Genomic DNA, 23,950 nt, shown 5'->3' on the forward strand with positions numbered 1-23,950 from the left:
GCGCTCAGGTCCGGAAGCGCGTTACTCGCCGACCTCGACGATCGCGTCGATCTCCACCGCCGCGCCGAGCGGCAGGACGGGCACGCCGACCGCGCTGCGGGCATGCTTGCCGGCATCGCCGAACAGGGCGACCATCAGATCCGACGCGCCGTTGGCAACCTTCGGCTGATCGGTGAAATCGCCGGCGGAATTGACGAACACGCCGAGCTTCACGATGCGCTTCACGCGGTACAATTCGCCGAGCGCCGCCTTCATCTGCGCGACGAGCATCAGCGCGCACCGCTGTGCCGCCTCCTGCCCGTAAGCGAGGTCCTTGTCTTCGCCGAGCCGCCCGGTCATCAGCGCGCCGTCCTTGAACGGCAGTTGGCCGGAGATGTGCAGCAACCCGCCCGCCTGGACGGCGGGGACGTAGCTGGCGACGGGGGCGGCCGCGACCGGCAGGTCGAGGCCGAGTTCGGCGAGCTTGGTGGCGATACGATCGGTCATCCGCGCGGGATGCCGTGGCGGCGGTGCCGCGTCAATGCTTTCCGATGCCTGGAACCCCGTCTGCCCTGAGCTTGTCGAAGGGCTGCCCTTCCTCTCGGCGGTGGAGAAAAAAAGGCAGTGCTTCGACAGGCTCAGCACGGACGGGTTTGATGGATTAGGCCAAACCTAAACCGGCGCGGGGCCCTCGCCCGATTGATCCGGCGTGCGAGGGTACGGTCGGTGGCCCCATTTCACCAGCGACCAGGCGCGTTCGTGGAAGTAGAACAACAGGATCTTGGTGATCACCTCCGTGCCCGCGATCGACCCGGCGACCTTCGCATTGCCGCCGGTAAAGACCATGCCGAGCACGAACGTGTCGATGCTGCCCACCGTGCGCCACGACACCGCCTTCACGAACGAGCGTGGATGCGATTCGAGACCCCGCAGCAGGAACATCAGCCGGCCTTCGACGCTGCCGTCGAAGGGGGCGTGTTGACGCCCATCGACTGGAGATATTTGCGCACGTTGCGCGCCGCCTGACGCAGCCTCTGTTCGTTCTCGACCATCGCGATGCGCACGAAGCCCTCGCCGTTTTCGCCGTAGCCCACGCCCGGGGCGACCGCGACCTTGGCATGCGTCAGCATCTGCTTGCTGAACTCGAGGCTGCCGAGATGCGCCAGCGCAGGGGGGAGTGGCGCCCAGGCGAACATCGACGCGCGCGGGGACGGGATGTCCCAGCCGGCGCGGCCGAAGCTTTCGACCAGCACGTCGCGGCGCTTGTGATACAGCATCCGGTTCTTCTCGACGATATCCTGCGGGCCGTTGAGCGCGGCGCACGCCGCCGCCTGGATCGGGGTGAAGGCCCCGTAATCGAGATACGATTTCACCCGGCTCATCGCTGCGATCAGCGTCTTGTTGCCGACCGCGAAGCCGATCCGCCACCCGGCCATCGAATAGGTCTTGCTGAGCGAGGTGAATTCGATCGCGATGTCCTTGGCGCCCGGCACCTGCAGGATCGAGGGCGTCGGATTGCCGTCGTAATACAGTTCCGAATAGGCGAGATCGGAGATGATCCAGACCCGGTTCTCCTTCGCCCACGCCACCAAGCGTTCGTAGAAGGCGAGATCGACCGCCTCCGCCGTGGGGTTGGACGGATAGTTGACGACCAGGATCGACGGGCGCGGCACGGTGAAGGCCATCGCGCGCTCCAGGCTTTCGAAATACGCTTCATCCGGCGTGGTCGGCACGGCGCGGATCGTGGCGCCGGCGATGATGAAGCCGAACGTGTGGATCGGGTAGGACGGGTTCGGCGCGAGCACGACGTCGCCCGGTGCGGTGATCGCGGTGGCGAGGCTGGCCAGCCCCTCCTTCGACCCCATCGTCACGACGACCTCGCTCTCGGGATCGACCTCGACGCCGAAGCGGCGGCCGTAATAGTTCGCCTGGGCGCGGCGCAGGCCGGGAATGCCCTTCGACTGCGAATAGCCGTGCGCGTTGGGCTTGCGCGCGACCTCGACCAGCTTCTCGATCACGTGATCGGGCGGCGGCAGATCGGGATTGCCCATGCCGAGATCGATGATGTCCTCGCCTGCCGCCCGCGCCTGCGCTCGCATCGCGTTTACTTCGGCGATCACGTAGGGCGGCAGGCGCTTCATGCGGTAGAATTCTTCGGACATCGTCTTTCCCGACTAGAGGAGTGCCGCTCTTACGGCATTCCGCCCCCTCTCGTCATCCGCGCTTTCGCGAGGATGACCGATTGGGTTAGGGTGCCGGCAGGAGAGACATATGGCCGACGCACCGAAGCCGCCGACACTGGAAGACATGCAGCACTGGACCTGGGTGATGGGCCGGGCGCAGCAGATGCTGCTGGAAAGCAATGTGCCGAGCGCGCCCGCCGCGCTGCCGGTGATCCCTGGCCTCACCGATCCGGCGACGCTCAAGCGCGCGGAGAGTTTCTGGTCCGACAGCCTCGACCTGTGGCAGCGCTTCCTCGATCCGGCCAAGGCCTCGGACCATGTCGAATCGCCCGAACATGCCCGCGACAAGCGCTTCAAGGATGCGGCGTGGCGCGAGAACCCTTTGTTCGACTGGATCCGCCAGAGCTATTTCCTGATCTCCGACCACATGATGCAGGGCATCGACGCGCTGGACGGCGTGGACGAGCGCCAGAAGGAGCAGATGCGTTTCGCCGCGCGCGGATTCCTGGAGGCGATGAGCCCGTCGAACTTCCCCGCGACCAACCCGGTGGTGCTGGAAAGGACGATCGAGACCGGCGGCGAGAATCTGCTCAAGGGCCTGCAGAACATGCTCGCCGACATCGCCAAGGGCCAGTTGACGCATACCGACCCGAATGCGTTCGAGCTCGGCCGCAATCTGGCGATGACGCCGGGCAAGGTGCTGCACCGCACCGATCTGTACGAGCTGATCCAATATTCGCCGACGACGGAAAATGTGCTGGCGGTGCCGCTGGTGATCTTCCCGCCCTGGATCAACCGGTTCTACATTCTCGACCTGACGCCGGAGAAGAGCTTCATCCGCTGGGCGGTGGACCAGGGCATCACCGTCTTCATGGTATCGTGGAAATCCGCCGATGCCGGACTTAAGCACGTGGTGTGGGACGATTACATCGCCGCGCAGATCGAGGCGATCGACACGGTGCGCGACGCGCTGCAGGTCGAGGCGGTCCATACGATCGGCTATTGCGTCGCGGGCACCACGCTGGCGGCGACGCTCGCCGTGCTGGCGGCGCGCGATCAGGCCGACAAGGTGAAGAGCGCGACCTTCTTCACCGCGCAGGTCGATTTCCGGCAGGCGGGCGAGCTGCTCAACTTCATCGACGACGAGCAATTGGAGACGATCGCGAAATTGTCGCCCGACGGGTTCCTCGACGGACGCTATATGGCGCTGACCTTCAACCTGCTGCGCGGGCGCGACCTGATCTGGAACTACGTCACCAACAATTATCTGCTCGGGCAGGATTACGCTCCGTTCGACCTGCTGCACTGGAACGGCGACACGACCAACCTGCCGGCGAAATGGCATCTGGCGTATCTGACCGATCTGTACCGCGACAATCTGCTGGTGAAACCCGGCGCATTGTCCGCCGGGGGCACACCGATCGACCTGACCAGGGTGAAGACGCCGTCCTACATCCAGGCCGGGCGCGAGGATCATATCGCGCCGGTCGAGAGCGTGTGGGAGATCATGCGGCAGTTCAGCGGGCCGATGACCTTCGTGCTCGCCGGCTCGGGCCATATCGCCGGGGTGGTCAACCCGCCGGCGCAGGGCAAATATCAATATTGGCGCAATTCGAACCCGGTCGAGAGCCTCGCGGAGTTTGTCGCCGGGGCGACCGAGACCAAGGGCAGCTGGTGGCCGGACTGGATCGGCTGGCTGCGCGAGCGCGACGACGAGACCGTGCCGGCCACGGGCGCGCGGCATCCCGGCGAGGGGAGCCTGAAGGCGATCGAGGATGCCCCGGGGAGCTATGTGAAAACGCGCTGAACGGCCGGCGTTGCGGGATCGTTTCTCCTGCGTGACGGTTATGTTGCAGTGCAACAAAAAGCTCTTGCATGGCGTGGCCGCACCGATTATATTGCAGTGCAACAACGAACCATCAGGAGGCCCCCTTGGCCAGCACGACGCCCGTCACCGAGCCTGCCGCCAAGGTGGATGCTCCCGCCGCTCCGGTTGCCGCCCCCGTGACCGCGTCGTCCGCGAAGCCGGCCCCCGAATCCGATAGCGCGCCTGCGCCCAAGGCCGATCCGGTGCCCGCGAAGGTCGAGGCGCCCGTCGTCAAGGTCGCGCCGAAGCCGGTGGCCAAGGTTGCGGCGAAGCCCGCGCCGAAGGTCGCCAAGCCGATCGCCAAAGCCATCACCGCCCCGGTCGTCAAGGCCGTGGCCAAGAAGAAGGCGGTCGTGAAGGCCGCCCCCAAGACCGTCGCCGTCAAAGCCATCCAAACCGTCAAGCCGGTCGTCGCGAAAGCGAAGGCCGTCGCAACCAAGGAAGTGAATATCATGGAAGCCACGATCAAGAACGCCGCCGAGAAGGCCAAGACCCTGTTCACCGACGCCAATTCGAAGAGCACCCAGGCCTTTGCCGAGATCAACGAATTCTCGAAGGGCAACATCGAAGCGATCGTCGAGAGCAGCAAGATCGCCGCCAAGGGCATCGAAGCACTGGGCCAGGACGCCGCCGAATACAGCCGCAAGCAGTTCGAAGGCGCGACCGCCGCGCTGAAGAGCCTGTCGACCGTCAAGTCGCCGACCGATTTCTTCAAGCTGCAGAGCGATTACGCCCGTAGCGCGTTCGATTCGCTGGTCGCCCAGACCTCGAAGAACACGGAAGCGATGATGAAGCTGGCCGGCGAAGTCGCCCAGCCGATCTCGAACCGCGTCGCGATCGCGGTCGAGAAGGTGAAGATCGCCGCGTAACCTCTACGCAAGCGATCGTCGGGACAGGGCGGCTCCGCGAGGGGCCGCCCTTTTCGTTTGCGCCGACGAGACGCTTCGATACCGGGCCGAGACCGCACGCGATGACAGGCCGAAGCGATGCGCCGCGCTGGAAGTGGGGCTTATCCGTCGTCAGAAGCGCGCGCCCCCTTGCCCTCGGGCCCCGGCATGCCATATTTTGCGGACACATGATCCAAAAGCACGACATCACGGCCATGGCCGAACGCCGCGACGGCGATGGGGACGAAGAAGGCACCGGCCTCGGCATCGCGACCCGCACGCGCGCCAAGACCAAGCAGCCGACGCCGTATCGCGTCCTGCTGCTCAACGACGATTACACGCCGATGGAATTCGTCGTGCTCGTCCTGCAGCGCTTCTTCCGCATGGACATGGAGGCGGCGACGCGGGTGATGCTGCACGTCCACCAGAAGGGCGTCGGCGTGTGCGGCACGTTCAGCTACGAGGTCGCCGAGACGAAGGTCGCGCAGGTGACCGAGTTCGCGCGGCAGAACCAGCATCCGCTGCAATGCACGCTGGAGAAGGCGTGACGCGCTAGCGTTTGGCAGGTGCCCGACATTGCGCTTCCCCGGCGGAGGCCGGGGCCCAGTCGCGCAGGTCGAAGTTGCAATGCGCGGCGCACGATTGCTTCTGCGCCCCGACTGGGCCCCGGCTTTCGCCGGGGAAGTTTAGCTGATGCTGCCCAGGCTCATTTCACCCGGTGGATACCGCACAATTTGTTGCCGTCCGGATCGCGAACATAGGACAGGTGCATCGCGCCCATGTTGCTTTCGCGCAGGCCCGGCGCGTCCTCGATCGAGGTGCCGCCATGCGCGACCGCGACGTCGTGGAATTGCTTCACCTGTTCGGGCGAATCGCATTTGAAGCCGATCGTGCCGCCATTGGCGCTTGTCGCCGCCTCGCCGTTGATCGGCTCGCTGACGGCGAAGGTGTTGCCGCCATGCATGTAAAACAAGCGGGTCTGGCCCGCATCGCCGACGTGCCGGAACGGCTCGCCCGCACCGAGTACGCCGAGTACCGCATCGTAGAACGTCTTCGACCGTTCGATATCGTCCGTGCCGACCATCACATGATTCAACATGCCCGCTCTCCTTCGCTCCCGGCCTGATGCCGGGTGGCGTCGGATCCGCGCTATTGAAGACGCGCCGCCGCTGCAAGCCATGGCGCGCGCGGTTCCACGACGAAAAAGGGCGGCCATCGCTGACCGCCCCTTTGTCGATCGGATCGCAACCTCGGGCGGTCAGGCCGGCGCCTTGTCCTTGTTGTGGATCGCGGCGGCTTTGCGCAGGATGTCGAGGATCTTTTCCTGCGCGGTCGGCTCGTCGACCTGCTCCATCGCGGCGAGTTCGCGTGCGAGGCGGCTGGTCGCCGCTTCGAAGATCTGGCGCTCCGAATAGCTCTGCTCGGGCTGGTCTTCGGCCCGGAACAGATCGCGCACCACTTCGGCGATCGACACCAGGTCGCCCGAATTGATCTTCGCTTCATATTCCTGCGCACGACGCGACCACATGGTGCGCTTGACCCGCGGCTTGCCGGTCAGCGTATCGAGCGCCTCGCGCAATGTCTTGTCGCTCGACAGCTTGCGCATGCCGACGCTTTCCGCCTTGTTGGTCGGCACGCGGAGCGTCATGCGCTCTTTCTCGAACCGCAGCACATAAAGTTCGAGCTGCATGCCGGCGATTTCCGACTTTTGCAGTTCGATCACACGGCCGACACCGTGCTTGGGGTAAACGACATAATCGCCGACGTCGAAGGATAGGGCTTTTGCAGCCATTCCGTTGAGCCTTTCCGTGAACTGGTCCCCGGGTGGAAGCGTCCAGGCACTTTAGGCCGATGGACGCGCGAGGAGGGGATTTGGGTTTAGGTGTGTCTCCAGACCGGAATAACGCGCGAACACGCCTTCCGTCCCCGCCTGTTTAGCAGAGTCGTAACAAAATTACCAGCCTGACGTGCCGTTAAGTATCCGTCCCGGGCCGAAATTGGGACCATCGGAGGCGATTTTGGCGCTGCTCGGCTTTTGAAAACGCGCCGCCGACCATGCCGGCGCCGCACGCTTACGCTCGCATCGTCCGGATCAGTCTCCGGCACCGGCCTCGGGCGAGAAATACTTGTCGTACTTGCCCTCCTCGCCCTTGTGCTCGTCGGCGTCGGCGGGCGTCTGCCCGGCGTTGCGCGTGACGTTGGGCCATTGCGCGGAGAAGGTGTTGTTGAGCTCCATCCACTGTTCGAGGCCGGATTCGGTATCGGGCAGGATCGCCTCGGCCGGGCATTCCGGTTCGCACACGCCGCAGTCGATGCACTCGCTGGGGTTGATCACCAGCATGTTCTCGCCCTCGTAGAAGCAATCGACCGGGCATACCTCGACGCAATCCATATACTTGCACTTGATGCAGGCGTCGGTGACGACATAGGTCATACTTGGTCTTCCCGTTAGACGAACGCTGTTCTGCTATGCCCGCCGTTCCGCGCCGTCAATCGGATGCGGCTTGATGCGAGGCATTCTCACCCAGCTCTTCATAGCATCGCTGCGCTTCGGGGGCGGGGCCGCGCCGGGTGGGCAGGGCCGCGACGCGGATCACGCGGACGCGGTCGTTGTACAGAAATGTCAGTATGTTGCCGATGCGGACCTGGGCATGCGCGCGGTCGATCGCTCGCCCGTCGATGCGCAGGCGGCTATGCGCGGCGATGGTCTGAGCGGCGCTTCTCGTCTTGGCCAGGCGCACGAACCACAGGAACCGATCGAGCCGCATCGAGCCTGGGTCCCCGCGTTCAGCCATGGCGGATATTCAGGTCCGCCAGCGCGGAGAAAGCATTGTCACGGGGCGGCGGGGCGACGGGCGCAGGCGCACGGCCACGCCATACCCAGTGCGCGACCCTGTCCTCCACCCGGATGATCTTGAAGCCGAGCCCGGCCATCAGCCGTTCGAGCGTCGCGGGCTGCACGCCGATCGAGATGGCCAGCGCGGGATCGGGCGCGAACGGCTTGCGCCCGGAGCGCGCCTCGAACGCCGCCTTGGCGATCCGCTCGACCAGATCGACGCGCACCGCCTGCAACGCGATCGCGCGATAGCCCTGCGACAGATGCGCGCCCGGCGCGGTGCGCGGCAGCACCGTCGCCCCCTCGGCCGGGGCCGCGGCAACCGGCCGGGCATGGCGCGCGGCGAGCAACGCGCGGCGCCAGCGCGCGGCGACGGGCTTCAGCAGGCGCGGATCGAACAGGTCGAGCGCGCCGATCGCGATCCCGATCCTGCGCAGCCGCTTGCGCGCGGCGGGATCGAGGCCGTCGATCGCGACGCGGTGGTCGATGCGCGGCAAAAGCCCGCCCTGATCGATCAATGCCGCCGCCACCGCGCGCAGCGCCGGCCCGGCCCCGGCATCGCGCGTCACCGCCTCCAGCGCGACCAAGGCGGGGACGTGCTGCGCCATCCGATCGCCGACCCACGCCGCCAGCCGCGTCTTGATCCGCCCGCGCAACCCGGCGTCGAGGCACTCCAGGGTGCGATCGAGCGCGATCGCCGGACGGACGAGCGATGGCCCCTGGGTCAAGGTCGCCACCTTCAACCCGTCCCACGCGATCGCGGGAGGCTCGCCCGCCTCGGCCGACAGGACGAACGCCACATCCGGCGCCTCGACGAGCGCGGTGCCACGCCGCGCGCGCTCGTCCCCCAACCGGCGTTCGGCGGCGGCGAGCAGCAGGCGCTTGTCGCCGGCCCGCGCATCCGGCGCCACGGTGAAGCCGAAGCCGTGCAGATGTCCGATCATATGGTCCTCGACCATGACCTCCCCCTGCGCCCCAATCGTAACCGGCAGATCGCGCGGGGAGGCGCCGATCTGGCGCAGCAGCATCGTCGTTCGCTTGTCGACGAAGCGTTGCGTGAGGCTGAGGTGCAGCGCGTCGGACAGGCGTTCCTCGACCTGCGCGGCGCGGCCGGCCCAATACGCCGGATCGGCCAGCCAGTCGGCGCGGTTGGCGATATAGGCCCAGCTGCGCGCCGCCGCGATCCGCCCGGCCAGCACCTCGACATCGCCGGCGACATTATCCAGCCGCGCGATCTCCTCGGCGAACCAGGTGTGCGGAACATGCCCCTGCCCCTCGCTCAGATACCCGAACAGCTTGGCGCAGAAACGCGCATGCGGATCCAGCCCGACCTTGCGGAAATCGGGCACGCCGCACGCCGCCCAGAAGCGCTTGACCATCGCCGGCCCGCGCGCCCGATCCCGCACCCAATCCTCCTCGGCGAGGCGCTTCAGCACGAGCAGGTCGAGCGCCTTCGGGGCGGCGCGCAGTTCGCGCATCTCCGGCCGCGCCTCGAGGCTGTGGATCAGATCGTCCACGCTGGAGAAATCGGGCTGCCCCTCGCGCCAGAACAGGTGATCGAGGCGCGGGAAGCGATGCTCCTCGATCGCCAGCACCTCCTCCGGCGTGAACGCACCCGGCCCGTCCTCGACCAGCGCGCCGAACGTGCCGTCGCGCTGGTGCCGCCCGGCGCGCCCGGCGATCTGCGCCATCTCCGCGACGGTCAGGCGGCGCTGGCGCTGGCCGTCGAACTTGTCGAGGCTGGCGAAGGCGACGTGCGCGACGTCCATGTTCAGCCCCATGCCGATCGCGTCGGTAGCGACGAGATAATCGACCTCGCCGGCCTGGAACATCGCAACCTGCGCGTTGCGCGTGCGCGGCGAAAGCGCGCCCATCACCACGGCCGCGCCGCCGCGCAACCGGCGCAGCATCTCGGCGACGGCATACACTTCCTCCGCGCTGAACGCCACGATCGCGGAGCGCTTAGGCAGGCGGCTGATCTTCTTGGCGCCCGCGTAGGAGAGCGTCGAAAAGCGCGGACGGTTGAGGATGTCGATGCCTGGCACCAACGTCTTGAGCATCGGTCGCAACGCCTCGGACCCCAGAATCATTGTCTCCTCCCGCCCCCGCGCGCGCAGGATGCGATCGGTGAAGACATGGCCGCGCTCGCGGTCCGCGCCCAGTTGCGCCTCGTCCACGCCGACGAACGCCAGATCCTTGTCCAGCGGCATGCTCTCGGCGGTGCACAGGAACCAGCGTGCATCCTTTGGCACGATCTTCTCCTCGCCGGTGATCAAGGCGACCTGATTGGCGCCCTTGATCTTCACCACCCGGTCATAGACCTCGCGCGCGAGCAGGCGCAGCGGAAAGCCGATCATGCCGCTCGAATGGCCGCACATCCGCTCGACCGCGAGATGCGTCTTGCCGGTATTGGTCGGGCCCAGCACCGCAGTGACCGGGCGTTCTTCGCGAGCGTGCATGTCGAAAAGCAACATCGGCGCGGACACGCCCATGCGCAACCGCCGAATTCGGACAACGTGGCGCAACCCGCTCAATTGGTTGGCAGTTCCACGATCCCCCTCGCTTCGCCGCAGCGCGTGAACGCTTCGCCCGATGCGAGTCGCGTCGGCCACGCGGTTAATTTGACTTTAGCATTTGCCCCCCACAGTGATTCGACCCACGCCGGGGGGATCGGCGAACGTGACCTTTGGGGGCACCTCCGCTTTGTTCTTGCGCAGCGATCATGGACACGATCAGGCCGGTGGCACCGCCACGCTGTCTTTCGGCCGCGCGCCCTTCGTCCCCGTACAGCTCTCCCCGCTCGACCGGATCCGTGCCCAGATCCGCGAAGGAGTCGCCAGCACCGATTGGGCACCCGATCTCGGTTCGCGCATCGGCTCACGCGAATGGTGGCGGGGTGCCGCGACCTGCACCGCGCTGATCACCGCGACCTGCGCGCTGTCGCCGGGCCTGAACCGCACGATCCCGGGCAACGTCGCGCCGGCCCTGACGGGCAGCGAATGGGACGAGGCCCGCACGCAATCGATCGCGCCGCTCGCCTGGGGCGGATCGACCGGACGGCGGATGGCGGCGAACGATCTCGTCGCGCCGCTCGCCGAGACGCCCGAACGCCCGACGCTGGAGATGACCGCGACGTTCGGCAGCGGCGACAGTTTCTCGCGCCTTCTGCAACGCGCCGGCGTGTCCGCCAGCGACGCCGCGCGCGCCGCCGACCTTGTCGAAGGCGCGGTGCCGCTGGACGGGATCAAGCCGGGCACGCGGATCGATCTCACGCTCGGCCGCCGCCCCAATCGCAACGTCGCACGTCCGCTCGATCATCTTGCCTTCCGCGCGCGCTTCGATCTCAACCTGTCGCTGGCGCGCGCCGGCGACACGCTGGCGATGACGCAGCAACGCATCGCGATCGACAATACGCCGCTGCGGATCCAGGGGCTGGCCGGCTCCAGCCTGTACCGCTCCGCACGCGCCGCCGGCGCGCCGGCCAAGGCGGTCGAAGCCTATATCAAGGCGATTGCATCCCGCGTGTCGATCGGCGCGGTGTCGCCGTCCGACACGTTCGATTTCGTGCTGCGCCAGGCGCGCGCGGCGACCGGCGAAGTGCAATTGGGCGACCTGATGTTCGCCGGGCTCGACCAGCATGCCAAGAAGACCCAGCTCGTCAAATGGGACGACGGGCAATGGTATGAGGCGAACGGCCAGAGCCAGCGCCAGGGCTTCATGGGCATGCCGGTCAGCGGGCGGATCACGTCCAATTTCGGCATGCGGATGCACCCGCTGCTCGGCTTCATGCGCATGCACAAGGGCATCGATATCGGTGCCGCCTGGGGATCGCCGATCTACGCCGCGATCGACGGCGTGGTACAGTTCGCCGGGCGCAGCGCGGGCTATGGCAATTTCGTCAAGCTGTCGCATTCCGGCGGGATCGTCAGCGGCTACGGCCATATGAGCCGGATCCTCGTCCGCCCCGGCCAGCATGTCGCGCGCGGGCAGCAGATCGGCGCGGTCGGATCGACCGGCATGTCGACCGGCCCGCATCTGCATTGGGAAGTGTGGCGCAACGGCGTCTCGGTCAATCCGCGCGGCTTCTCCTTCTCGAGCGTCGCCACCCTGTCGGGCGAGAAACTGCGCGCGTTCAAGGCGCGGGTTGCGGCGTTGCTGTCGGTCAAACCGGGCCAGCGCTGAGCCATTCCAATTCTGCCGTCATCCCCGCGCAGGCGGGGATCCAACAGGTGGCTTGGTTCACACGATACTGATTAAGCGTGATCCGTGCGACACGTTGGACCCCGGATCGAGTCCGGGATGACGGGGAAAGGCGCTTTACCGCCCCTGCGAGCGCCAGCGCTTGATCGTGCGTGCGATGATCTGATCTTCGCCGCCCGCCTGGCGCCACAGATCGGAAAACATCGGATCGTCCGATGCCGGCCGCTTATTGTCTTCCAGCCCGTCGAACGACACGCGGATCGGGATCGCGACGCCTTCGCCGCAGATGATGCACTCGCGGTTGCGCAGGGCGGGAATCGAATCGAGGAAGCCGCGCGCGCCTTCCGGCATCGCGGCGCGGACGAAGGCCTGATCGCGATCGTTGTTCAGGCGCATGGCGATGATCGTGCCGCATTGCGACAGCACGCCCTCGGCTAGATCGGACGGGCGTTGCGTGATCAGCCCGAGCGACACGCCGTATTTGCGCCCTTCCTTGGCGATACGGCCGAGGATGCGGCCGACCGACGAGGAATCCGCGTTGCGCTCGTTCGGGATATAGCGATGCGCTTCCTCGCAGACGAGCAGGATCGGGCGCTGCGGCTCGCCGCGCGACCAGATCGCGAAATCGAACACCATCCGGCTGAGCATCGCAACCACGACGGACGTTATCTCGCTTGGCACGCCGGACACGTCGATGATCGAAATCGGCTTGCCGTCGCCCGGCAGGCGGAAGATGCGCGCGAGGAAATCGGCCATCGTATCGGCGACCAGCATGCCCGAAAACATGAAGCCATAGCGCGGGTCGGCCTTGATCTCGTCGATCTTGGTCTTCAGGCGCAGGTACGGCGCGGTGTCGCCTGCACGGTCCATCTTGCCCATTTCGAGGCTGATGATGTTGGTCAGGTCGCTGAGCAGATACGGAATTGGCGCATCGACCGTCAGCTTGCCGATCTCCTGTCCGAGCCGCCCCTTGGCGCGCGCGAGCAACAGGCATTTGGCGAGGATGTCGGCATCGACCTGATTTTCCGATCCGTCGCTGGTGACGAACACCTCGCAATGTTCCTCGAAGTTCATCAGCCAGTACGGCATCTGGAGATTGCCGACATCGTAGATCGCACCGTTGGTTCTGAACGCTGCGGCATATTCGCCGTGCGGATCGATCATCACGACATGGCCCTGCGGGCTGAGCTCGCAGATGCGGTGCAGGATCAAGGCAGCGCTGGTCGACTTGCCGGTGCCGGTCGAGCCGAGCAACGCGAAATGCTTGCCGAGCATGGCATCGACGTACAGCGAGGCGCGGATGTCGCGGGTCGGATAGACCGTCCCGATCTCGATCGTGGCGCGATCGTCGGCGGCGTAGACCTGCTTGAGGTCGGCGGTGGTGACCGGGAAGACCTGGCAGCCCGGATTGGGATAGCGCGTCACGCCGCGACGAAATTTGTAGAGCTTGCCGGTCAACCGCTCCTCGTCGCCCTCGCCGAGGAAATCGACCTGCGCGACGATCCTGTCGTCCGTTCCGTCGATCAGCCGGAGCGAGCGGATGTTGGCGATCAGCCAGGTGGCACCGACGCGCATCTTGATCTGGCTGCCGACCGATCCGGCGCTGGCGACCACGGAATCGGGGTTGGCGGCGGTGAGTTCCAGCGCGCGAGCATCGAGCACCACCTGGCTGCTCGATCCGGCGATTTCCAGCACGATGCCGATCGGCGCGCCGATCAGCGTGGTCGGTGCGGCTCGTACGAATGCGTCGCTGCCCAGCATCTCGGTCATCAGGCATCTTCCTCAGGGAGTATCGGCCGACCCTGCCCGAGAGAGGTAAAGATTGAGTTCCGCTCGTGACTTAGTGGCTAGATGCGCCGGGCGACCCAGCCCGCGGCCCAGCCGAACAACACCGACAGCGCCACCGCGACCAGGCCGTAGAGGATCGCGTGATTGTCCGCCGAACGCGCGACGAAGCGCTCGAATCCGGATTTGCGGATATCGATGTCGCGCGTTGCCGCCGCCAGTACGCGGCCGTCGCGGATCAGGAACGTCTCCGCCGTGAAGCGTCCGACGGGCACGCGCGCCGGGATCGTCACGCGCGCGCGGTAGAGCACGCCATCGGTGATCTCGACCGCGCGGGGGGCCTCGTAATACAGGCCGGCGCGGCGCTTGAGATCGACCAGCCCGCGCGCGAAGCGATCCTGTTCGGCCGGGGGCGCGTTGCTCGCCGGCGAGAGTTGCAGCGAATCGAGGCCGAGCTCGTAGATCGCCTGGGTGCGATCGTCGACGAGGCGCTGGATCGGCTTGGACGAGGCGATGGCGTAGAAACTCGGCGCGGATTTGTAACGCAGTCGGGCGGAATTGACCCAGATGCCGGCCACCTTCTCCTTCTCGCGCACCAGGATCGACTGGACCGGCCCCTTGACGACGATGACCACGTCGGTCGGTTTCTCGTCATCGGGCAGGCGCCCGCCGGGATAGAGGATCGCGCCGAACAGCAGCAGTTCCGCGCCGGTGAAGGAATAGGCGATCTCGATATTGCGCTGACTGACGTCCGGCACCAGCACCGGCTTGGCCTGCGCCATCAGCAGCGGCGCAAGCAGCAGCAGAAACCATCTCACGAAAGTTCGACCGAAAATATCTCGTCGGGCCGCCATCCGAGGCCGAGGGCGATGCGGACCGCCACCAGCAACACGATCACCGCAAGCGCGAGACGGAGATATTCGGGACGCACCTTGCCGGCGAAACGTGCGCCGGCCTGCGCGCCGATCACCGATCCGAGCAGCAGAAGCGCGGCGAGAACGATATCGACCGCCTTTGTGGTGGTCGCGTGGACCATCGTCGCCGCCGCCGTCACGAACAACGTCTGGAACAGCGACGTGCCGACCACCACCTGCGTGCCCATGCCGAGCAGATAGAGCATCGCCGGCACCATCACGAACCCGCCGCCGACGCCGAGAAGGATCGTGAGAATGCCGGTGAAGAAGCCGAGCAGCAACGGCGCCAAGGGCGAGATGTACAGGCCGGAGGCGTAGAACCGCGTCCGCAACGGGAGCGCGGCGACCAGCGGATGATGCCGTCGTTTCTTGGCTCGCGGCGGGCGGCCGGCCCGTGTCGCAGCGATCGCGCCCCAGGATTCGCTCGCCATCAATCCGCCGATCGAACCCAGCATCAGGACATAGACGATGGCGATGACGACATCGATCTGCCCGCTCGCCTGAAGCAGGCGGAAAATCCACGCACCGGCCAGCGCCCCCAAAATGCCGCCGGCGACCAGCACGCCGCCCATCTTGAAATCCACCCCGCCACGCCGGACGTGGGCGAACACACCGGAGATGCTCGCGCCGGTCACCTGGCTGGCCGAGGAGGCCGCCGCGACGGTCGGCGGGATGCCGTAGACGATCAGCAACGGCGTCGTGAGAAACCCGCCGCCGACCCCGAACATTCCCGACAACATGCCCACCCCGCCGCCGAGCAGCACGATGACGAGCGCATTGACCGAGAGATTGGCGATGGGAAGGTAGAGATCCACGCGGCTGGGTTAGCCCGAAGTGACGTGCGGCGGAAGCGGTTGCGGTACGGGATCAGAAATCCGCCCCGACGCTCAGCACCAACCCGGAACCCGGCGTGGCATTGCCGGCGATGCGCTGCCGCCAGTCGAGCGAGAGGCGAACCGGCTGCCGAACGAGCGGAACGTGCGCGACGAGCGATGGGCCGAGATCGACGCGCGACGCCCCCCTTTGCGCAGCGCCCCAGACTCCCGCGCCGAGGTCGAAGCGGACATCGCCCAGCTTGGCGAGCGGACGGGCCAATCGCACCGCTCCGTCGGCGAAACCCTCGCCTTCGCCGCGCCCGATCACGCCGGATTGCGCATAGCCTTCGAGCGCGAGGCCTGCGGCGATGATCCTCGGGCCGAAACCGCCGACCACTCCGATGGTCGGCCCGCCACCCCCGCCGTTCAGGGCAATGCGCTGCTCTGCGACGACCCGCACGGGCAGTCGGGTCGGTTGCCATTCGAACCCCAACGCCAATTCCTGCGCGCCCGGCCCGAGCGGCGTGCTGACCCGTGCGGCAAGCGCGAGACGCCGGCTTTCGGTTAGCGCGTAGGTGAGGCGAGCGCCCGCCTGCGATCCGCCGAGTTGTGCACCGAATATTCCGTCCAACCCGGCGCCATCGCGTGCGACGAGCCAGACGCTGCCGGCGAAGCGCGATCGCGTCCGGCGTTCCGGTGGGGATGCGAGTGGCGCAGGCAATCCGGGGATGATCGCGGTGTGCGCGATGACGGCGGCAGTCGGGCGGGCTTCTGATCGAGGGAGAAGGACATTTGTCGGCGCGACAAAGTTCGCAGATGCGGATCGCGCCGAGGGTTCGAGACGCGCGACCGACAAGACCCTGTTCGATCGCTCGATCGCCGGTGCAGGCGGGACGGGGATGCGAGGTCCGATCGGGGCGACCTCGGCCACCTCCACCGTTAACGAATCCGGCCACCACAGGATCGTCACGCGCATCGCGATCCAGCCGCCGACGATCACGCCGAGGAAGCGCAGCGGCCGCCCGACGATCACGGTCGTTCGATGTCGTCGGGAAAGATATGCGCGGTCTTGTCCCAGGTCGGTGTCGCGCCGCGCAGCATGGCGGTGTAGCGGAACAATGCGCGTTGCGCCGCCACGAGCGCGATGAAATTTCCCACCACCGCCCGCGGCAGGGACAAGCAGGCCTGGCGCCAGCCATAGGCACGCCAGGTGAACGCGGCACGCACCGCGAGGCGCCAGACCAGCAGCGCCGAATTGATCGTCAGCAGCGTCCCCATTGCCGGCGACAAAGCGTGTGGCGCGATGCCGATCGTCCAGTGCAGGATCGCCGAGGCTGCCCAGACCAATAGCGCGAGATAGGCAGCGACCAGCACGAGGACCGCGATCGGCGCGCGGCGATCGCGCATGCGCATCCAATGGTCGCGCCAGTCGCGCGCGCGGCTCCAGCCGACCCGATCCCATCCGGCGAGCGCGATGCCGATCATCCAGCGTGTCTTCTGCCGCACCGCCGCCTCCAGGCGGGTGGGGAAGTAGGCGCGAACGGACACCGGCGGCCCGCCAGGCCATTCCGCGACGCGCGCGAACACGCCGCTGCCGCCCAACGCGGCGATGTGCAGGCCGAGTTCGTAATCCTCGGTCAGGCTGTCGGCATCGAACGGCGCGTTCCGGCGCAGATCGGCGAGCCGCCCGAGGCAGGTGCGCTCGATCGCGCAACCCACCCCGGCAAGCGGCAATCCCGCACCCAGGGCCTGGCGCGCGACAAGCGTCTTGCCATGCGCTTCGGCGAATTCGTCGGCATAATGACCCGACACGAAGCGCGAGCGCCGATCGATCAACGGGTGGACCGGCAATTGGACCGCCAGATGCCGCCCGATCAGCGCGTCGAAAATCCGCAGTTCGGCGGGATGCACAACATCCTCGGCATCGTGCAGCACCACGGCTTTCGCCGTCCAGCCCTCCGCCGCCTCGTCGCGGAGCAGGGCACGCCAGATCGTGTTGAGACAATCGGCCTTGGTCGTCGGACCGGCCTTGTCGCCGATGATCGGGCGGACCCGCGCATCGCATTCGGCCACCTTTGAAACGGCGAGGGTCGTGGCGCGATCATTGGGATATGTGCCGACATAGATCCGGTAATCCGGATGATCGATCCGCGCCAGCGCAGTGCGCAGCATCGGCCCGATCACCTCGGCCTCTTCCCAGGCGGCAACGAATATCGCGATACGGCCGCCATCCGCGCAGACCGGAAAATCATCGAGGCTCGGCGGTGATCCGCGACGCAGGCGATGACGCGCATAGACGAGGTCGATCGCAAGATCGTCGATCCCGCCGATCAGGAGCCCAATCGCCGCGAACAGCATCGTTTCGCGTGCGACGACATCCACCACGGCGAGGATGTTCGCCCAATCCCCCGACACGTGCCCCAATCGCCTGCCTCCACGTGGCACTCGCGCGCGATTCGCCCATCAAAAATCGCGTTTCCATATAGGATAAGAGTGCGCCTCAGCCATGGTAAAAGGTCGCTGGATCGGGACCGACAAAAGCATTAGCCTCGGCCACAATCAGGAGAGGGACTGCAATGAAGCTCGCATGGCGCCTCGCGTTGCTCGGCCTTGCAATCGCTCCCGTGGCGGCTTTCGGAGACAATAGCCCGCAGGTCATCATGGCGACGCCGGGCATCGGGGATGCCGGTTCGGGCGGAGGCATCGAGCGCTTCACGGTACGCTTCAGCCAGCCGATGGTGCCACTGGGCGATCCGCGCACGGCGGGGCCGTTCGACGTTACCTGCCCGGTCGAAGGCGAGGGCCGCTGGGTCGACCCGCAAACCTTCGTCCACGAATTCAAATCGTCCTTGCCCGGCGGCACGATGTGCGAATTCAAGATCAAGGCGGGCCTGAAGAGCGTCGGTGGCTATGCCGTCACCGGCCAGCAAGATTTCAAGGTCGATGCCGGCGGACCCGTGGCGCGCGCGGTGCTGCCGGCGCGTTATGGTGGCGAGATCGAGGAGGACCAGGTGTTTCTGGTCGCTGCCAACCTGCCCGCGACGCCCGCCTCGGTCGCCGCCAATGCCTATTGCTCGGTCGACGGCATCGGCGAGAAGATCGCCGTCGACGTGTTGCCGGCCGATCTGCCGGGCAAGTTGCTCGGCGAGATGGGCACGACCGGCTGGACGGTGCGCAACTTTCTGGAAAGCGCTGGCCTGCCCGCCGCGATCCCCGCCAGCGCGGCCGATCGGCAGAAGGCACTGGCCGGCGTAACCGCGCTGAAGTGCCGCCGTCCGCTGCCCGCCGGGCGCGAGATGGCGCTCGTCTGGGGCGCGAAGATCGCCGGGGCCGGCGGCAAGCTGGCCGGGGCCGACCAGCGTTTCGACTACACCATGCGTAAGCCGTTCACCGCGCGCTTCGAATGTTCGCGCGTCAATGCGCAGGCGGGCTGCTCGCCGGTGGAAAAGGCGTATGTCCGCTTCACCGCGCCGATCGCGATGAGCGACGCGCAAAAGATCGGTATCGCCACGCCGGACGGCAAGACGATCGCACCTGTGTTCAGCGACGACGACAAGAAGAAGGCGACGATAAGCGACATCAGCTTCGCCGCGCCGCTGCCCAGCGCGACGACCGCCAAGCTGAGCCTTCCCGCCGGGATCAAGGACGAAAGCGGCCGCGCGCTGGCCAATGCCGAACGCTTCCCGCTCGACGTGCGCTTCGACGAAGCGCCGCCGCTGGTGAAATTCGCCGCCAGTTTCGGCATTCTCGAGGCCAAGGAAGGCGGCGTCCTGCCCGTCACGGTGCGCAACATCGAACCGGCGCTGCAGGGCCGCAACCTCGGCATCGCCGGGCAATCGCTGCGCGTCGATGGATCGGACGGCAAGGTTGCGGAATGGCTGCGCACCGTCGCTGCCGCCGACCGCTATGCCAGCCACGAGATCAAGCGCGGCGGCGAGACGGTGCGGATCAATGACACCGGGTCCAAGCCGATCCTGACCGGCGCCATGGCGGGCAGCGCGTTCAAGCTGGGCCTGCCGGGCAAGGGCAAGGATTTCGAAGTGGTCGGCGTACCGCTGGCCAAGCCCGGATTCTATGTCGTCGAACTGGCCAGTCCGGTGCTCGGCCAGGCGCTGCTCGGGCGGAAGGCACCGCGCTACGTGGCGAGCGCGGCGCTCGTCACGAACATGGCGGTGCATTTCAAATGGGGCCGCGAACGCAGCCTCGCCTGGGTGACGGCGCTCGACAGCGGCAAGCCGGTCGTCAATGCCGAGGTGCGCGTGACCGACAGTTGCACCGGCAGATTGCTCGCGCGCGGCATCACCGACAAGGCCGGCGGGCTGTACGTGCAGCCGGGCCTGCCGCAGGTCGAAACCTATGGCGAATGCGAGAACGGCTCGACCCCGCCGCTGATGATCTCCGCGCGCGCCGGCGACGATTTCAGCTTCACGCTGACGAGTTGGAGCGAGGGCATCCGCCCGTACGATTTCGATCTGCCCTACGGTTACGATGCGCGCGAGGAGATCCTGCACACGGTGTTCGATCGGGCGCTCGTGCGGCAGGGCGAGACGATCCATATGAAGCATATCGTGCGCAAGCCGCTCGGTGCTGGCTTCGCGCTGACCCCGGCATTCACGGGCACCCTCAGGCTGTCGCATCGCGGGTCGGACACGCAGTTCGATCTGCCGCTGAGCGTGGATGCGAACGGCATCGGGGAATCGACCTGGACCGCGCCGCCGGGCGCGCCGATGGGCGATTACGACCTGCGCGTCATTATCGGCGAGCGCACGATCTACACGAGCCAGTCGTTCAAGGTGGACGAATACAAATTGCCGACGATGCGCGCGAGCGTGGCCGGCCCGAAGGACGCGGCGGTGCGGCCGAAGGTGCTGCCGCTCGATCTGTTCGTCGGGTACCTCTCGGGCGGTGGCGCGTCGAACATGCCGGTCGACCTGCGCGTCGGATACAGCCCGCACGACAGCGCGCCGGCCGATTACGAGGCGTACAGTTTCGGCGGGATCGAGATCGCCGAGGGCGTGAAGCCGCTGAACGGCGACGGCGAGGAGGACAGGACGCCGCTGCCCCCGACCCAGACCCTGCCCTCGACGCTCGGCGGCGACGGCACCGCGCGCACCACGATCGACGTGCCGCAGACGCTGGCCAACACCACCGACATGCTGGTGGAGATGGATTATCAGGATGCCAATGGCGAAGTGCTGACCGCGTCCCGGCGCGTGCCGATCTTCACGTCGGCGGTGCAATTGGGCGTCAAGACGGACGGCTGGTTGATGAAGCAGGACGATCTGCGCCTGCGCTTCGTCGCGCTGGACACCGAAGGCAAACCGCGCGCGAACCAGAAGATCGACGTCGCGCTCTACAGCCGGCAGGTACTGACCGCGCGACGGCGGCTGATCGGCGGCTTCTACGCCTATGACAACCAGATGCGCACGACCAAGCTGGCGGGCAGCTGTTCGACCACCACCGACGCGCAGGGCCTTGCGCAATGCGCGGTCGACCCGGGCGTGTCGGGCGAGGTCTATGCCGTCGCCACGACGACCGACGCGAACGGCAACATCGCACGCGCGACCAAATCGGTGTGGCTGGCGGGCGACGACGATTGGTGGTTCGGCGGCGACAATGGCGACCGCATGGACATCGTGCCCGAGAAAACCACCTATGCCGCGGGCGAGACGGCGCGCTTCCAGGTGCGCATGCCGTTCCGCGAGGCGACCGTCCTCGTCACCGTCGAGCGCGAGGGCGTGCTCTCGAGTTTCGTCACCGATCTGTCGGGCAAGGATCCGGTGGTCGAGGTGAAGATGCCGGGCAGTTACGCGCCCGACGTATTCGTGTCCGTCATGGCAGTGCGCGGGCGCGTGCAGGGCGGCTTCTGGAGCTGGCTGAGCGGGATCGGGCAGAAATTGGGGCTGGTCGATGGACCGCCCCAGGCGAGCGAGCCGACCGCTTTGGTCGACCTCGGCAAGCCGGCCTATCGCCTCGGCATCGCCAAGGTGAAGGTCGGCTGGGAAGCGCACAAGCTTCAGGTTGCGGTGAAGGCCGATCGCGAACGCTATGCCGCGCGCGATACCGCCCAGGTCGACGTTCAAGTGAAGACGCCGGACGGCAAGCCCGCCGCCAGCGCGGATGTCGCTTTCGCGGCGGTGGACGAGGCCTTGCTGCAACTCGCCCCGAACGAATCGTGGGACGTGCTGACCGCGATGATGGGCGAACGATCGCTCTCCGTGCTCACCTCGACCGCGCAGAGCCAGGTCGTCGGCAAACGGCGCATCGGGCGCAAGGCGGTGGAGGCCGGCGGTGGTGGCGGCGGCGACTCGTCGGGGCTGAACCGCGAGAATTTCCAGCCGGTGCTGCTGTGGAAGGGGCGGGTCGCGCTCGACGCACAGGGCCATGCGCGGATCGCGGTGCCGCTGTCGGATGCCTTGTCCTCGTTCAAGCTGGTCGCGATCGCGACGGACGGCGCGCAATTGTTCGGCACCGGCATGGCCGATGTGCGCACCGCGCAGGATCTGTCGATCTTCGCCGGCATGCCGCAACTGGTGCGATCGGGCGATTTCTACGCCGCGGGCTTCACGCTTCGCAACGGATCGACCAAGCCGATGAAGGTAACTGCGACCGTCGATGTGTTCCCGCGCGTGGCGCAGGGCAAGCCGCTGACCGTGACGATCCCGGCGGGCGGGGCCGCGCCGGTGGCATGGAACCTGACCGCACCAGAGCATGTCGCGGGCCTGCGCTGGCAGGTCAAGGCGGTGGCCGAGGGTGGGAAGGCCAGCGACCAGATCACCGTCTCGCAGGAGGTGATCCCGGCGATCCCGGTCGAGGTATGGGCCGGCACGCTGGCGCAAATCGGAGCCAGTACGACGATTCCTATCGCGCCGCCGGCAGGGGCGTTGCCGGGGCGCGGCACGGTGGATATCCGTCTCAGCGATACGCTCGCGCCGCCGCTGGCCGGCGTGCGGCTGTTCATGGCGGCCTATCCCTACACTTGTTTCGAACAACGACTGTCGACCTCGGTCGCGCTCGGTGACGCGGGGGCGTGGAACCGGCTGGCGGGCGAGATCCCGACCTATCAGGCTCCGGACGGGCTGTTGCGGTACTGGCCGTCGCAGAGCCTGACCGGATCGGAATCGCTGACCGCCTATGTCCTGTCGCTGACGGCCGATGCCGGCCTCGCCATCCCCGAGGGGCCGCGCACGCGGATGATCGAGGCGATGAAGGCGGTGCTCGACGGGCGCCTGCGGCACGAGGATTATGGCGATGTCCGCCTGCAGCGCGTCGCAGCGTTCGCCGCGCTGGCGCGACAGGGGGCGGCGACGCCGGCGATGCTCGGGCAGATCGGCATGACGCCGGCCGACATGCCGACCTCGACCCTGTCCGACTATCTCGTCGCGCTGGACCGCGTGGCCGGCCTCGCCAATGCGCAGGCGTTGAAGACGAGTGCGGAGAGCGTGCTCCGGACGCGGCTGGTGTACGAAGGCACGCGGCTCGACCTGTCGGACCAGAACACCGCGCCGTGGTGGCTGATGTCGTCGGGCGACGAAGGCGCGATCAAGGCGGTGATCGCCACGCTCGGCCGGCCCGGCTGGCAAGACGATGCGCCGAAGATGATGGTCGGCGTGAGCCTGCGCCAGTCGCGCGGGCATTGGGATACGACCACCGCCAATGCGTGGGGCACGATCGCGGCGAAGAAATTCGCGTCGATCTATCCGGCGAGCGCGATCACCGGCGCGACGACGATGTCGCTGGGCAGTGCGACGGTCAGCCGCGCATGGCCGCTGGCGGTGAACCTGCGGCAGATCGGCTTTCCGCTGCCGGCGGTGCAGACGCCGCTGCGCCTGGCGCAGGCGAGCGGCGCGGGGCCGTGGGCGAACGTGTCGGTCTCCGCCGCCGTGCCGCTGACCCAGCCATTGTTTGCCGGATACCGCATGGCGAAGAAGACCGAGGTGATGCAGGCGCGCACCAAGGGCATATTGACGCGCGGCGACGTGGTGAAGGTGACGATCACGGTCGAAGCCTCGGCCGAGCGCAACTGGGTGGTGGTCAACGATCCGATACCCGCCGGGGCAACGATCGTCGGCGATCTTGGCGGCCAATCGAAACTGCTGAATGCCGATGCCAAAGCCGGCGACGGCACCGAATTCGCGGCGGTCGACGGCGACGGCAAGGCTTGGGACGTGCAGGTCGGCGTGCAGCCCGCCTATATCGAACGCCGCAACGATGCGTGGCGCGGCTATTTCAGTTGGGTGCCGCGCGGGCGCTTCACGATCGTCTACGTCATGCGGCTGAACGGGGCGGGCCGGTTCTCGCTGCCGCCGAGCCGGGTCGAGGCGATGTATTCACCCGCGATCCGCGCGGCGGTGCCGAATGCGCCGGTGAGCGTGGCGCAGCGGTGATGCGTGGCTGAGCAAGCAGGCCCTCCCGAAGATGCGGAGGCCGCACCAATCCCCGTCATCCCAGCGAAGGCTGGGATCTCAGGCGGTGAAGGCGGGA

Annotated in this window: 18 protein-coding genes; 5 read left to right on the forward strand and 13 right to left on the reverse strand. The window is 66.9% G+C overall.

Annotation, left to right across the window (positions count from 1 at the left end):
• Positions 1-21 precede the first annotated feature (21 nt).
• The 3 genes from ASG11_RS01575 to ASG11_RS01585 form a co-directional block, all read right to left on the reverse strand.
• Positions 22-486 (reverse strand): RidA family protein, encoded by a 465-nt coding sequence (locus ASG11_RS01575; protein ID WP_055774301.1) that lies wholly within the window; start codon positions 484-486, stop codon positions 22-24.
• 165 nt (positions 487-651) lie between these two features.
• Positions 652-921, reverse strand: coding sequence for a DUF2061 domain-containing protein (locus ASG11_RS01580; RefSeq protein ID WP_055774303.1), 270 nt, complete (start codon positions 919-921; stop codon positions 652-654).
• Positions 921-2,141 (reverse strand): LL-diaminopimelate aminotransferase, encoded by a 1,221-nt coding sequence (locus tag ASG11_RS01585; protein WP_055774305.1) that lies wholly within the window; start codon positions 2,139-2,141, stop codon positions 921-923. The genes ASG11_RS01580 and ASG11_RS01585 overlap by 1 nt, the downstream gene beginning before the upstream one ends.
• Positions 2,142-2,250: 109 nt before the next feature.
• Between ASG11_RS01585 and ASG11_RS01590 the strand changes: the two genes are divergently transcribed.
• The 3 genes from ASG11_RS01590 (at position 2,251) to clpS (ending at position 5,464) form a co-directional block, all read left to right on the forward strand.
• The gene (locus ASG11_RS01590) at positions 2,251-3,969 is read left to right on the forward strand and encodes a PHA/PHB synthase family protein (protein ID WP_055774309.1); all 1,719 of its coding nucleotides are present in this window, start codon (positions 2,251-2,253) and stop codon (positions 3,967-3,969) included.
• Positions 3,970-4,094: 125 nt separating this feature from the next.
• Positions 4,095-4,898 carry a phasin family protein gene (phaP, locus tag ASG11_RS01595; RefSeq protein WP_236697344.1) on the forward strand — a complete coding sequence of 268 codons (804 nt, stop codon included), beginning with the start codon at positions 4,095-4,097 and terminating at the stop codon, positions 4,896-4,898.
• A gap of 233 nt (positions 4,899-5,131) precedes the next feature.
• The gene (gene clpS, locus ASG11_RS01600) at positions 5,132-5,464 is read left to right on the forward strand and encodes an ATP-dependent Clp protease adapter ClpS (RefSeq protein WP_055780025.1); all 333 of its coding nucleotides are present in this window, start codon (positions 5,132-5,134) and stop codon (positions 5,462-5,464) included.
• A gap of 158 nt (positions 5,465-5,622) precedes the next feature.
• Here clpS and ASG11_RS01605 read toward each other — a convergent pair whose 3' ends face one another.
• From ASG11_RS01605 to ASG11_RS01625, 5 genes are all read right to left on the reverse strand, one after another.
• On the reverse strand, positions 5,623-6,015 hold the full coding sequence (locus tag ASG11_RS01605; protein WP_055774313.1) for a VOC family protein: 393 nt from the start codon (positions 6,013-6,015) through the stop codon (positions 5,623-5,625).
• A 159-nt stretch (positions 6,016-6,174) separates the two neighbouring features.
• Positions 6,175-6,708, reverse strand: coding sequence for a CarD family transcriptional regulator (locus ASG11_RS01610; RefSeq protein WP_055774316.1), 534 nt, complete (start codon positions 6,706-6,708; stop codon positions 6,175-6,177).
• A 300-nt stretch (positions 6,709-7,008) separates the two neighbouring features.
• Positions 7,009-7,350, reverse strand: a complete 342-nt coding sequence (gene fdxA / locus ASG11_RS01615) for a ferredoxin FdxA (protein WP_055774319.1) — start codon at positions 7,348-7,350, stop codon at positions 7,009-7,011.
• 55 nt (positions 7,351-7,405) lie between these two features.
• Positions 7,406-7,711: an RNA-binding S4 domain-containing protein gene (locus tag ASG11_RS01620; protein ID WP_055774322.1), complete on the reverse strand. Its 306-nt coding sequence runs from the start codon at positions 7,709-7,711 to the stop codon at positions 7,406-7,408.
• Positions 7,704-10,211, reverse strand: a complete 2,508-nt coding sequence (locus ASG11_RS01625) for a helicase-related protein (protein ID WP_055780028.1) — start codon at positions 10,209-10,211, stop codon at positions 7,704-7,706. The genes ASG11_RS01620 and ASG11_RS01625 overlap by 8 nt, the downstream gene beginning before the upstream one ends.
• A gap of 220 nt (positions 10,212-10,431) precedes the next feature.
• Here ASG11_RS01625 and ASG11_RS01630 point away from each other — a divergent pair, with 220 nt between their 5' ends.
• Positions 10,432-11,934, forward strand: a complete 1,503-nt coding sequence (locus ASG11_RS01630) for a M23 family metallopeptidase (protein WP_330218884.1) — start codon at positions 10,432-10,434, stop codon at positions 11,932-11,934.
• Between the two features lie 135 nt (positions 11,935-12,069).
• On the opposite strand, the gene ASG11_RS01635 is transcribed toward ASG11_RS01630, so the two are convergent.
• From ASG11_RS01635 to ASG11_RS01655, 5 genes are all read right to left on the reverse strand, one after another.
• Positions 12,070-13,722, reverse strand: coding sequence for an ATP-binding protein (locus ASG11_RS01635; protein WP_055774328.1), 1,653 nt, complete (start codon positions 13,720-13,722; stop codon positions 12,070-12,072).
• Positions 13,723-13,799: 77 nt separating this feature from the next.
• Complete coding sequence (locus tag ASG11_RS01640) at positions 13,800-14,519, reverse strand: TIGR02186 family protein (RefSeq protein ID WP_201781319.1); 720 nt, start codon at positions 14,517-14,519, stop codon at positions 13,800-13,802.
• A 32-nt stretch (positions 14,520-14,551) separates the two neighbouring features.
• Positions 14,552-15,466, reverse strand: a complete 915-nt coding sequence (locus ASG11_RS01645) for a sulfite exporter TauE/SafE family protein (protein WP_055774333.1) — start codon at positions 15,464-15,466, stop codon at positions 14,552-14,554.
• Between the two features lie 52 nt (positions 15,467-15,518).
• Positions 15,519-16,499, reverse strand: coding sequence for a hypothetical protein (locus tag ASG11_RS01650; RefSeq protein WP_055774336.1), 981 nt, complete (start codon positions 16,497-16,499; stop codon positions 15,519-15,521).
• Positions 16,496-17,881: a glycosyl transferase family protein gene (locus tag ASG11_RS01655; protein ID WP_236697346.1), complete on the reverse strand. Its 1,386-nt coding sequence runs from the start codon at positions 17,879-17,881 to the stop codon at positions 16,496-16,498. Before ASG11_RS01655 ends, ASG11_RS01650 begins: the two co-directional genes overlap by 4 nt.
• A 161-nt stretch (positions 17,882-18,042) precedes the next feature.
• Here ASG11_RS01655 and ASG11_RS01660 point away from each other — a divergent pair, with 161 nt between their 5' ends.
• Entirely contained in the window at positions 18,043-23,853 is a 5,811-nt protein-coding gene (locus tag ASG11_RS01660) for an alpha-2-macroglobulin family protein (RefSeq protein WP_055774338.1), read from the forward strand.
• Positions 23,854-23,950 lie beyond the last annotated feature (97 nt).

The organism is Sphingomonas sp. Leaf357 (genome assembly GCF_001423845.1).
Taxonomy (GTDB): Bacteria; Pseudomonadota; Alphaproteobacteria; order Sphingomonadales; family Sphingomonadaceae; genus Sphingomonas.